Origin of the sequence: Nonomuraea antimicrobica, assembly GCF_039536965.1 — a bacterium.
Taxonomy (GTDB): domain Bacteria; phylum Actinomycetota; class Actinomycetes; order Streptosporangiales; family Streptosporangiaceae; genus Nonomuraea; species Nonomuraea antimicrobica.
In genome coordinates this window covers 73,956-85,768 of record NZ_BAAAZP010000013.1, presented here as the reverse complement: position 1 = coordinate 85,768, position 11,813 = coordinate 73,956, and the positions used below count along the sequence as shown (strand labels likewise).

The window sequence follows — 11,813 nt, the reverse complement described above, 5'->3', positions numbered from 1 at the left end:
ATCCCGGCCATGTTCGCCGCCGTCTACCCGGGCCTCGACGCCCTCAACGTCATGCGCCTGGCCAGCCCTCAGTCCGCGATCCTGGCCGCGGTGATCTTCAACGCGGTGGTCATCGTCGCGCTGATCCCGCTGGCGCTGCGCGGCGTCAGGTACCGCCCGTCCAGCGCCTCGAAGCTGCTGTCGCGCAACCTGTACGTCTACGGGCTGGGCGGCATCATCGCCCCGTTCATCGGCATCAAAATCATCGACCTGCTGATCCAGTTCCTTCCGGGGATGTCATAAATGGAACGCCTGCCAAGCTGGGTCCGCCAGCACCTCGCCGCGCTGCGTGCGGTCGTCGTCCTGACCGTGCTGCTCGGCCTGATCTATCCGCTGGTCACCACCGGCGTCGCCCAGGCGCTGTTCAACGACCACGCCAACGGCTCGATCGTCCAGAAGGACGGGAAAGACGTGGGCAGCTCGCTCATCGGCCAGTCCTTCACCGACGCCGACGGCAACCCGGTCAGGACGTACTTCCAGTCCCGCCCGTCGGCGGCCGGTGACGGCTACGACCCGACCTCCACCAGCGCCAGCAATCTCGGCCCCGAGGACGTCCTGGACGTGCTGCCGGTGCCCGGCGCCAAGGACGAGGAGGGCAACCCGGACGAGGGCAAGCAGTCGCTGCTCACCCAGGTCTGCGCCCGCTCGAAGGCGGTCGGTGAATTGGAGGGCGTCAGCGGCGCCCGGCCGTACTGCACCCCCGACGGGGTCGGCGCAGTGCTGAAGGTCTTCCCCGACCGCGCCGTCAGCGTCAACCAGGCGTGCCCGGCCGTCCCGTTCGTCGCGACCTATGACGGCAGGCCGGTCGAGTGCGGCAAGCCGGGCGAGGACTACGCCGCGGGCCGTACCGTCCCAGTCCGCGGGAACGCGGGGACGCCCGCGGTCCCCGCCGACGCGGTCACGGCCAGCGGCTCCGGCCTCGACCCGCACATCTCCGTGGCCTACGCCGAGCTCCAGGCGCCCCGGGTGGCCAGGGAACGCGGCCTGCCCGTCGAGCGGGTCCAGTCGTTGATCGACGAGTACACCACCGGCCGGGCGCTCGGCTTCATGGGCGAGCCCGCCGTGAACGTGCTCGAACTCAACCTGGCCCTCGACAGAGGCTGACGTGCGAGGGCGGCTGCGGGTCTACCTCGGGGCGGCGCCCGGGGTCGGAAAGACGTACGCGATGCTCGGCGAGGGCCGCCGCGCCCTCGAACGCGGCCGGGACGTGGTCGTGGGCTTCGTCGAGACCCACGGCCGCCCCCGCACCGCCGCCCTCCTGGAGGGCACGGAGCTGATCCCCCGCCAGACCATCGTCTACCGCGGGGCCACCTTCACCGAACTCGACGTCGAAGCCGTCATCCGGCGCGCACCCAAAGTGGCGCTGATCGACGAACTGGCCCACACCAACGTCCCCGGCTCCAAGAACGTCAAGCGCTGGCAGGACATCGACGAGATCCTCGACGCCGGGATCGACGTCATCTCCACCGTCAACATCCAGCACCTGGAATCGGTCAACGACGTCGTCCAGGAGATCACCGGCGTCCCGCAGCGGGAGACCGTACCCGACGAGGTGGTCAGGCGGGCCGACCAGATCGAGCTGGTGGACATGTCGCCGGAGGCCCTGCGCCGTCGCATGGCGCACGGCAACGTCTACGCCCCGGAAAAGGTCAGCGCGGCCATGGCGAACTACTTCCGCGTCGGCAACCTCACCGCCCTGCGCGAGCTGGCCCTGCTCTGGGTCGCGGGGAGGGTGGACGACCAGCTCGACCGCTACCGCGCCGAACACGGCATCGCCACCACCTGGGAGACCCGCGAACGCGTGGTCGTCGCCCTCACCGGCGGCCCGGAAGGCGACACCCTGGTACGCAGGGCCGCCCGCATCGCCGCCCGCACCAAGGGCGCCGACCTCCTGGCCGTCCATGTGACGAGCGCCGACGGGCTGGCCGGGGCCGACCCGGCCAACCTGGCCCGCCAGCGCACGCTCGCGGAGAGCATGGGCGGCACCTACCACCAGGTCGTCGGCGACGACATCCCGCGCGCACTGCTCGACTTCGCCCGCGGCGTCAACGCCACCCAACTCGTCCTCGGCGCCTCCCGCAGGGGCCGCTTCGCCCAGATCATCTCGCGCGGCGTCGGAGTCGAGACCACGGCCAGGTCCGGCTCGATCGACGTGCACCTCGTCACCCACGAGGAGGCCAAGAAGGGACGGCGGCGGCCCGAGCGCTCCCGGGCCGCGCTGACCCGCAAACGGCGGCTGGCCGGCTGGGCCGTGGCGGTGGCCGGCATGCCGGCGCTGACCGCCGCGCTCGTGCCGTTCCGCGACGTGCTGCAGCTCCCCAGCGAGATCCTGCTGTTCCTGTGCCTGGTCGTGGGCGTGGCGCTGATCGGCGGCATGTGGCCGGCGATCGTCGCGGCCGTGGGCGGGTCGCTGCTGCTCAACTGGTTCTTCACGCCGCCCGTCGGGCAACTGACCATCGCCGATCCGGAGAACCTGCTCGCGTTGATCGTGTTCGTCCTGGTCGCGGTGGCGGTGAGCACGATCGTGGCGGTGGCGGCCCGGCGTACCCGTCAGGCCGCCCGCGCGAGTGCCGACGCCGAGGTGCTGTCCACGCTGGCCGGGCACGTGCTGCGCGGCGAGGCGGCCCTGCCCTCGCTGCTGGCACGGCTGCGCGAGACGTTCGGGCTCGACTCGGTCACCCTGCTCGAACGCACCGGCGAGCCGACCCCGGACGACCAGGCCGAGCCCGAGTCCTGGCGCATCATCGCCACCTCGGGCGCCGCCCCCTGCACCGCGCCCGCCGCCGCGGACACCGACGTGGTGATCAGCGACGACCTGGTGCTCGCCGCCCGCGGCCGGCTGATGGACGCCAGCGACCGGCGGGTGCTCGAGGCCTTCGCCGCCGAGGCCGCCGTCGCGCTGCGCCAGGAACGTCTTCAGGAGGAGGCGGAACGCGCCAAACCCCTGGCCAAGGCCGACAGGATGCGTACCGCGCTGCTCGCCGCCGTCAGCCACGACCTGCGCACCCCGCTGTCGGCCGCCAAGGCCGCCGTCGAGAGCCTGCGCAACCACGACATCACCTGGACGCCCGAGGACCGGGACGAGCTGCTCGCCACCGCCGACGAATCCCTGATCCGGCTGGACCGCCTGGTGGAGAACCTGCTCGACATGAGCCGCCTGCAGGCCGGCGTCCTCGGCCTGGCGCTCGAACCCGTCGCACTGGAAGAGGTCGTGCCCCGGGCGATCGACGACCTCGGAGCCCTGCGCGACCGCGTCGAGGGCGACATCTCCGTCGACCTGCCCGACATCGTCGCCGACCCGGCGCTGCTGGAACGCGTGCTGGTCAACCTCATGACCAACGCCGTCCGCTACAGCCCGCCCGGCCACCAGGTGCTGATCACCGGCAGCCGCCACGACGACGAGGTGGAGCTCCGGGTGATCGACCGCGGCCCCGGCATCCCGCCCGAGGACCACGAGCGGGTCTTCCTGCCCTTCCAGCGGCTCGGTGACCGCGACAACGGCACCGGCGTCGGCCTCGGCCTGGCCCTCTCCCGCGGGCTCACCGAGGCCATGGGCGGCACTCTCGTACCCGAGGAGACACCAGGGGGAGGTCTCACGATGATCGTCAGCATGCCGGTCCACTCCAGGGTGGTGACACCATGACCAAGGTCCTCGTCGTCGACGACGAACCGCAGATCCTGCGCGCGCTGCGCATCAACCTGTCCGCCCGCCAGTACGACGTCGCGGTCGCCGTCGACGGCTCGGCCGCGCTGCGTCAGGCCGCCGAGTGGCACCCCGACCTGGTCGTGCTCGACCTCGGGCTGCCCGACATCGACGGCATCGACGTCATCCACGGCCTGCGCGGCTGGACCAGGGTCCCCATCGTCGTGCTGTCCGGCCGGGCCGGCAACCAGGACAAGATCCACGCCCTGGACGCCGGCGCCGACGACTACGTGACCAAGCCGTTCGGCATCGAGGAGTTCCTGGCCCGCATCCGCGCCGTCTCCCGCCGCGCCAGCATCCAGGAGGCCGAGCTGGCCAGCATCCAGCTCGGCGACCACACCGTCGACCTGGTCAGCAAGACCGTCTCCGGCGGGCTGCGGCTCACCCCCACCGAATGGCACATCCTGGAGATCCTGCTGCGCAACCCCGGCAAGCTCATCCCCCAGCGCTACCTGCTGACCGAGGTCTGGGGCAGCAAGCACGTCAAGGAGACCCACTACCTGCGCCAGTACATGGCCCAGCTCCGCAAGAAGCTCGAACGCGACCCCGCCCGCCCGCGGCACCTGATCACCGAACCCGGAATGGGCTACCGCTACACCCCATGACCCTCTGTCGGCCACCGGTCAGGAGTCGGGGCCGCCGCACGAGCGGGGCGGGTCGGCCCAGTGCAGGGCGACGTACGGCTCGGCCTGGCCGCAGTAGCGCACGCGCTCCCTGGTGATGCGGTAGCGGGCGTGCGCCTGGGGCTGGTCGGGCGCGCGGCACGGCACGGGGACGGTCAAGATGCCGATGTCCTGGTCGATGTGGGTGAGCAGGCCGTGGCAGGGGCCGCCGAGACAGATGGCGTTGCAGTCGTGGCCGGCGCGGGCCTCTCCGGCGTTCATGCGGGGTAGGCGTGGGTCTCGGTGGCCTTGACCGAGGCCCAGACCTGGCGGCCGGGGGTCAGGTCGAGGTCGGCGACGGCGGCGGGGGTGATGTCGGCGAAGGCGGCGACGGGTCCGTCGAGGTGGACGCGGACGTTGTCGCCGTGCCGTTCGATGCCGTCGACCCGCGCCTGCCAGAGGTTGCGCGGGCTGCCGTCGGGACGCTCCCGGTACAGCGCCACGGCGGCGGGCGGGAAGGCGACGAACGCGGCCCCGTCGAGGTGCTCGGAGGTGTGCAGCAGCAGCTCACCCACCTTGACCCGGGCCCCGTCGGCCACCCCGCGATACAGGTTGAGCCCGACGAGCCGGGCGACGTAGTCAGTACGGGGCCGGCGGGCGACCTCCACCGGGGTGCCCTGCTGGACCATCGTGCCGTTCTCGATGACGATCAGCCGGTCGGCCAGCACCATGGCGTCGAGCGGGTCGTGGGTGACCAGGACGGTGACGCCGTCGAAGTCGGCCAGGTGGCGGCGCAGATGCGAGCGGATCTCCAGCCGGGTGTGGGCGTCGAGCGCGGCCAACGGCTCGTCCAGGAGCAGCAGCTCGGGCCGTACGGCCAGCGCGCGGGCGAGCGCGACCCGCTGGGCCTGGCCGCCGGACAACTGCCGTGGCCTGGCGGCGGCGCGCTCAGCCAGGCCGACGCGCTCCAGCAGTGCGGCGGCGACGGCGCGGGCCTCGGCCTTGGGCACGCCCTGGCAGCGCGGCCCGAAGGCGACGTTGTCGAGCGCCGTCAGGTGCGGGAAGAGCAGGTAGTCCTGGAAGACCATGCCGATCGGGCGGCTCTCGGCGGGCAGGGTGTGCAGCGGGGCGCCGTGCAGGCTGATGTGCCCGCCCGACAGGGAGGTCAGCCCAGCCAGTGCGCGCAGGGCGGTGGTCTTGCCGGCGCCGTTGGGGCCGAGCAGCGCCACCACCTCGCCCGGCCGGACCTCGAGCGCGAGGTCGAGGGTGAAGGCGGGCCGGGTGACCAGCAACCGGGCCTCGAGGCTCACGGCGCGCTCACCCACCGGTCACGGAGAAAGGTCACGGTGCGCTCACCCACCGATCGCGGAGAAGGGTCATGGCGCGCTCACCCACCGGTCACGGAGGCTGGCCAGAATGATCACCGATACGGCGAGCAGGACGAGGCTGAGCACGATGGCGGCCTCCGGCTCGGTCTCCAGCGCCAGGTAGACGGCCAGGGGCATGGTGCGGGTGGTGCCGGGGAAGTTGCCCGCGAACGTGATCGTGGCACCGAACTCGCCCAGCGCCCGCGCCCAGCACAGCACACCCCCCGCCACCACGCCCGGCATGACCATCGGCAGCGTCACCCGCCGGAACACCGTCCAGCGCGAGGCGCCGAGCGTCGCGGCGGCCTCCTCGAAGCGCCGGTCGGCGGCGCGCAGCGCCCCCTCCACGCTGATCACCAGGAAGGGCATCGCGACGAACGCCTCGGCGACGATCACGCCCGCCGTGGTGAACGGCAGCGTGATCCCGAACGTGGCCTCAAGCCACTGCCCGACGAGCCCGCGCCGGCCCAGCACCAGCAGCAGCGCCACACCGCCGACCACGGGCGGCAGCACCAGCGGCACGGTGACCAGGGCGCGCACCAGGCGCCGGCCGGGGAACTCCACCCGGGCCAGCAGCCACGCCAGCGGGACGCCGAGCACCAGGCACACCGCGGTGGCGATGGTGGCGCACACCAGCGACAGCCGCAACGCCTCCAGCACGTGCGGCTCGGCCAGCCGCTCCAGCAGCGTGGACCAGGGCGCCCGGATCAGCAGCCCCGCCAGCGGCAGCACCAGGAAGGCCAGCCCCGCCAGCGCGGGCACGACCAGCATCCACGGCAGCCGCCCTGAGACCTCCCGGCCCGTGGCGGGACGCCCGGCGGGCCCGCCACGCGGACCCTCCGGGCCGACCCGCTCCGGCGCGAACGAGCCCATCCGCGATCAGGCGGCCTCGAAGCCGGCCTTGGCCAGCACGTCCTTGCCCTGCGGCGACAGCACCAGGTCCATGAACTGCTTGGCCAGATCACCGGCCGGGGCCTGCGTCAGGGTGGCGATCGGGTAGTCGTTGATCGCCTGGTCGGCCTCCGGGAACGTGATGCCCTGCACCTTGCCCGCCGCGGCGATCACGTCGGTCTTGTAGACCAGCGCCGCGTCCACCTCGCCCAGCTCCACCTTGGTCAGCGTGGCCTTGACGTCCTGCTCCAGGGTGACCGGGGTGACCTTGAGCCCGGCCGCGTCCAGCGCCTTGACCGCGGCGGCCCCGCAGGGCACCTGCTCGGCGCAGAGCGCCACCTTGACCTTGGTGTCGGTCAGGTCCTTCAGCTCGTCGACCTTGGCCGGGTTGTCCTGCGGCACGGCGATCTGCAGCTTGTTGCGCACGAACGTGGTCGGCGAACCCGCGAGCGAGGCGTCGGTGACGGTCTTCATGGTGGCCGGGCTCGCCGCGGCGAACACGTCGGCCGGGGCCCCCTGGGTGATCTGCTGGGCCAGGGTGGCGCTGGAGCCGAAGTTGAACCTGACCGTCGTGCCCGGATGCGCGGCCTCGAAGGTCTTGCCCAGCTCGGTGAACGTCTCGGTCAGCGACGCCGCAGCGAACACCGTCACCTCCTTGGCCCCGCCGTCGGCGGACGCCGAGGACGAGGCGGAGGTCGTGGCTGTGGAAGCGGCCGGTTCGCCGGAGCCGCAACCGGACAGGCCCGCCAGCGCGAGCGCGACGGGCAGGGCGATCGCCCATCGGGAAAGACGCCTGAACACCAAGGGGGGGCTCCTCACGAGTGACTGGTCACGCGCTCGTGACCGGGAATCTCCACGACGACGTTGGTGGACTTGATCACGGCGTCCGCGACCACTCCCACCTCCAGGCCCAACTCGTCCGCGGCCTGGCGGCTCATCAGCGACACCACCCGGAACGGGCCCGCGGTGATCTCCACCTGTGCCATCACCGCGTCGCGGATCACTTCGGTGACGATGCCGCGAAATCGGTTACGCGCCGACGAACGGCCGCCGCCGTCGTGCTCCTCGATCTGCGAGCGGGCGAAGGCGGCCAGATCGGCGCCGTTGACCCGCCGGTGGCCGTGCTCGTCCCGCTCGGCGCCCAGCCGGCCCGCGTCCACCCATCGGCGGACGGTGTCGGAGCTGACCCCGAGCAGCCCCGCGGCCTCGCTGATCCGAAACATCGTCACAAGCCCTCACCCTACCTTCCGCACTTTCCACCCTGAATACCTGTCTCCCTCCGCAACAGCGATGTGATCTCCGGCTTCGCCATCGCATCCACGAGATCGCAGGCCATGAGCGCGCGCCACAAAGGAATCAATGACGACGTCCCCCTGCCGTCCGCACCGCCGCCGGCTCGGCCCCGGCCACGTCGAAGCGGCCGGACGACGCCGCCTCACGAGTGTCGGGGACGTGCCGGACCAGCAGCACCGCGCCACGCCCTACGGGCGAACTCTGCGCACCATGTCCAGGATGGCCTCCACCACCAGCTCCGGCTCGTGATGGTGGATGTAGTGGCCGGCCCGCCGGGCGACCACGTGCTTGCTGTCCGTCGACAACGCCGCCAGGTCCGCCTGGAGCGGGTACCACGACTGGAGGTGCTGTCGCAGGAGCGCGCGTTCCTTGCGGGTGGTCGCGTACGGATCGTTCTTGCTGCACGTCAGCACCGTGACCGGGGTGCTGCCGAGCGGCCCGGTGCGCTCCCCCACGGCGGCGGCGATCTGCGCCCGCAGCGCCAGCTCCCACCACGAGGTGCGCCGCTGCCGGTCGCCCAGCCTCAGCGCGGTCCACGCCGCCGCGTACTCGGCGGGCACGGCGCTCGACCTGGGTGAGGGCAGGCCGAGGTCCACGAGCAGGCGGCGTACGCCGAACCATCTGGCGCGTCGCGCCGCCGCGTACCTGACCGTCTTCCAGTGATAGCCGGGGATCCGATGCTGCTCAGGATGGCTGGAGTCGACGAACACCAGCCCGGCCACCTCACCGGGATACGCGGCGGCGAACAGCCGCAGCACGTATCCACCCATCGAGTGCCCCACCAGCACGTACGGAGGCTCCACCCCGGCCTGGTGCAGCGCGGTGCGCAGGTCGTCGGCGGCGTCGAGCTGCGCCATCGGCTTGCGTACCGGGTCGCTCCAGCCGAGCCCCGCCCGGTCGAAGACCACCGTCCTGGTCTCGGCGGCCAGCGCGGGCAGGAGCGCGGCGAAGTCGAGACACGACTCACCGAGCGCGGGAACGACCACCACCGCCGGATCGCCCGCACCCTCGATCCAGAGGTGAATCCTCCGGCCGCCGACGTCGATCATGCGTCCTGGCGGTGGGTAGCGCCGCCGGTCGCGGGTCGAGCCCCAGGTCTGGTAGGCGGCGCTGGCGAGTCCCAGCGCTCCGGCGGTGACGGCAACGGCGGCGAGTGATCGCGTGAGAAGGCGCACGACCTCCACCCAACCAAGCGAGCCCGATCCCGCCACGTCTCCGGGCAGGCACAAGCCGCTACCTAGTACCACTCGGTGCGACCCCGCCGGAGGCGGCGGTCAGCAGAACCACCTGATCAGCGCAAAGCCTGCGCCAGCAGAGTCAGGGACGTGTCAAGGAGGTCCGCCTCGAAGCGCTGGGGGTCGTCGACGCCCGGGCGATAGGTCGCCATGTGCCGGTGCACAGCCGTGAACCAGTTTTCCAACTCGGGAAGGTGCTCGGCGGTAATGCGCCCGCGCTGCTCACGAGTGTTTCGATCTCCTGGTGCAGCAGTTCGGGCTTCGGGCGCTGGGGATTGGTCCAGTCGTCGGCGAGCACGGGCCTCATCCGCACGTTCGCGTCGTCGTTCCAGTGCAGGAGGCGGGCGAGGTCGGCGGTGAAGCCGTCCGGAAGCGTCTCGGGCCAGAGGCCGCGAAGTGCCGCCCGTTGCCCGGACCATGGAGTGGTGCCGACCTTGGGAAGAATCTCCGGGAACAGGCGGCCGGCCAGCGGGGCGAAGAATCCGTACTGCCAAAGCTGCGGATAGAGGGGACGCCAATAGAGGTTCGAGATCGTGACCTCCGCCAGGTTGCGCAGGATCGGCGCCACCGACTGCGCGGCCAACGGAACCTCACCGTAGTAGCGCAGGTCTCCGTCCATCAGGCAGATGATGTCGGCCGACGTCGAGCGGACCCCGTCCGCGATGGCGTTGCCCTTCCCGACGGCGGTTTCGACGACCTGCGCGCCGGCCTGCTTCGCGAGGTCGGCGGTCGCGTCACCGCACCCGCTGGCCGCGACGGTCACCTCACCTTCGACGGGCCGGATCGATCTGCGGATGGTGCCTCATTGTGGCCGGCGCTCCAGCGGGGCTACGAACTCCTGCTCTGTCCGGTCGGCCGGAAAGGCGGCGTCGGACACCTCGACGACAGCGATCTTGAGCGCCCGCCTGGCGGGGGTTGGCCATGGCTCCGCGGGAAGAAGCCTATTGGCCGCCCATGCGCTCGGCGCGCCGGCCGTACCGGCCTGCCACGCCGACCTGATCCTGCGCTCTCGCCGAACTGGAGTGAAACGCCAGTCACCACGGACGGCGCGGAGACCGTTATGAGGCAGGAAGAGCCGCGCCCGTGAGATCCTCGCTGAGCTGCCACAGGCGCTTGGCGAGGGCCGGGTCGCAGGCGTGGGAGGCGACGCCCGTACGCCCCGGCACGCCCGGTGTGACGATCTCCGCGATGTCGCAGTCGACGCAGTACACCCCGCCCAGCCCGTCGAGCGCGGTGCTGGCGGCACACCAGACGGAGGTGGCCGCACCCTGCTGGGGCGTCTTGAAGTCGTGCAGCCCCGGCCGGGAGACCGAGTAGTCGCCCTCGGCGTCCCTGGCCATGCCGTAGGCTTCCAGCTCCCGGTCGGACAGGTGCCTGCCGTCCAGGGCTGCCCGGAGGCGGGTGAGGCGGTCGTACACGTGCTGCGCCGTCGGAGGGCGTCGCGCGGGATCTCGATCCAGGAGCTCGGCAACGAGCGCCGTCAGCGCGGGCGGCAGAGCGGTGTCGGGGTGGATCGAGTCGAGGCGCGGCGCGGCTTCGTCCAGCTTCCGGCGGACGAGGGCCAGGGCGTTGTGGCCGGTGAACGGAGGCCGGCCGGTGAGCAGGGCGAACAGCACGCCGCCGAGCGCGTACAGATCCGAGCGTTCGTCGCCGCGCTCGGTGAGGAACTGCTCGGGCGCGCCGTACTCCGGGGTGCCGGCCGGCGCCAACTGGGCGGACCGCGCCACGGTGAACACGGTCTGGAGGAACCCGGCGATCCCGAAGTCGACGACCTTCACCCGGCCGTCGCGCGTGAGCATCACATTGTGCGGCTTGATGTCGTAGTGGACGACCCCGGCCTCATGCGCGGCGATCAACGCGGCGCAGATCCCCTCGGCGATCGCCAGCGCGTCGTCCGCCGCCATGGACGTCTGGCCGCGCATTCGTTCGCTGAGCGGGATGCCGTCGACCTTCTCCATGACGAGGAAGAGCACGTCCTCGTGCACACCGCGATCGTGCAGCGCGACCACGTTCGGATGGTTGATCTGCGCGGCCGCCACCGCCTCGCGTTCGAAGCGCCGGGTCAGCTCCGGTAAGGCTCCCTCGTCCACGGAGAGGAACTTCAGAGCGACGTCACGGTGCAGGACGTGGTCCCGGGCGGCCCACACCTCGCCCATGCCGCCCCGGCCGAGCCGTTTGACCAGCTCGTAACGGCCCGCGATCAGCTCCCCGCCGCCCATTGCCGGGTTCCTCCTCCGTCGGTCGATCAACAGGTGGCACACGGCACCTTATGACAACCGGCAGCCGACCTGGCTCACCTTGCCTACTCCCGACGGCCTACTCCAAACGGCTTACTCCAGACGCGACAGCATGAGGGCGTCAAGGCGGAGGGCGAGGTCCTGGGGATCGATGTCGCCCTCGTACGCGAGCGCGACCTGCCCTGGCGCGAGATCCGAGGAGAGACAGTACTGCAGGTGTCCGCCGTCAGTGGCGATGACGAGCAGCCGGGTGGACGCGATCAGCTCATCCTCCTCATCGAGGTCGTCGTCAGGGAGGCCGCTCAGGTCGGCGAGAGTCTCCATGTACGCGGGCCGCGTCGGGCCGTATCCGGCCCCCATCCCGGAGATGAACCCGGCATGCACCTCGTGCAGGAAAACCCGGAGCGGCTTGTCCGCCACTCCCCGTCCAACCTGAGCTCCGCCGG

At 71.6% G+C, this 11,813-nt stretch carries 12 protein-coding genes and 1 pseudogene; 4 read left to right on the top strand and 9 right to left on the bottom strand.

From position 1 onward, the window contains the following. The 4 genes and pseudogenes from ABD844_RS04975 to ABD844_RS04960 form a co-directional block, all read left to right on the top strand. Positions 1-282, top strand: a pseudogene (locus ABD844_RS04975) (potassium-transporting ATPase subunit B); the annotation flags it as partial. Continuing rightward, entirely contained in the window at positions 283-1,143 is an 861-nt protein-coding gene (locus ABD844_RS04970) for a potassium-transporting ATPase subunit C (protein WP_344873398.1), read from the top strand. It abuts the pseudogene before it with no gap. Between the two features lies 1 nt (position 1,144). Continuing rightward, positions 1,145-3,682 (top strand): DUF4118 domain-containing protein, encoded by a 2,538-nt coding sequence (locus ABD844_RS04965; RefSeq protein ID WP_344873396.1) that lies wholly within the window; start codon positions 1,145-1,147, stop codon positions 3,680-3,682. Further along, complete coding sequence (locus ABD844_RS04960; protein ID WP_344873394.1) at positions 3,679-4,347, top strand: response regulator; 669 nt, start codon at positions 3,679-3,681, stop codon at positions 4,345-4,347. The genes ABD844_RS04965 and ABD844_RS04960 overlap by 4 nt, the downstream gene beginning before the upstream one ends. An 18-nt stretch (positions 4,348-4,365) precedes the next feature. Here the strand turns inward: ABD844_RS04960 and ABD844_RS04955 are convergent, their stop codons facing one another. The 9 genes from ABD844_RS04955 to ABD844_RS04915 form a co-directional block, all read right to left on the bottom strand. Beyond that, positions 4,366-4,626 (bottom strand): hypothetical protein, encoded by a 261-nt coding sequence (locus tag ABD844_RS04955; RefSeq protein ID WP_344873392.1) that lies wholly within the window; start codon positions 4,624-4,626, stop codon positions 4,366-4,368. Next, positions 4,623-5,654, bottom strand: coding sequence for an ABC transporter ATP-binding protein (locus ABD844_RS04950; protein ID WP_344873391.1), 1,032 nt, complete (start codon positions 5,652-5,654; stop codon positions 4,623-4,625). The genes ABD844_RS04955 and ABD844_RS04950 overlap by 4 nt, the downstream gene beginning before the upstream one ends. A gap of 66 nt (positions 5,655-5,720) precedes the next feature. Beyond that, on the bottom strand, positions 5,721-6,584 hold the full coding sequence (locus tag ABD844_RS04945) for an ABC transporter permease (RefSeq protein WP_425568506.1): 864 nt from the start codon (positions 6,582-6,584) through the stop codon (positions 5,721-5,723). 6 nt (positions 6,585-6,590) lie between these two features. Continuing rightward, positions 6,591-7,406: a molybdate ABC transporter substrate-binding protein gene (modA, locus tag ABD844_RS04940; RefSeq protein WP_425568505.1), complete on the bottom strand. Its 816-nt coding sequence runs from the start codon at positions 7,404-7,406 to the stop codon at positions 6,591-6,593. Positions 7,407-7,417: 11 nt separating this feature from the next. Next, positions 7,418-7,831, bottom strand: coding sequence for a TOBE domain-containing protein (locus ABD844_RS04935; protein ID WP_344873389.1), 414 nt, complete (start codon positions 7,829-7,831; stop codon positions 7,418-7,420). 252 nt (positions 7,832-8,083) lie between these two features. After that, positions 8,084-9,070, bottom strand: coding sequence for an alpha/beta fold hydrolase (locus ABD844_RS04930; RefSeq protein ID WP_344873387.1), 987 nt, complete (start codon positions 9,068-9,070; stop codon positions 8,084-8,086). 142 nt (positions 9,071-9,212) lie between these two features. Then, complete coding sequence (locus ABD844_RS04925) at positions 9,213-9,893, bottom strand: glycosyltransferase family protein (RefSeq protein WP_344873385.1); 681 nt, start codon at positions 9,891-9,893, stop codon at positions 9,213-9,215. A gap of 295 nt (positions 9,894-10,188) precedes the next feature. Beyond that, positions 10,189-11,349: a protein kinase domain-containing protein gene (locus ABD844_RS04920; RefSeq protein WP_344873383.1), complete on the bottom strand. Its 1,161-nt coding sequence runs from the start codon at positions 11,347-11,349 to the stop codon at positions 10,189-10,191. Positions 11,350-11,460: 111 nt separating this feature from the next. Beyond that, a complete protein-coding gene (locus ABD844_RS04915; RefSeq protein ID WP_344873381.1) occupies positions 11,461-11,787 on the bottom strand; it encodes a hypothetical protein in 327 nt (108 codons plus the stop codon). Between the last annotated feature and the right edge of the window lie 26 nt (positions 11,788-11,813).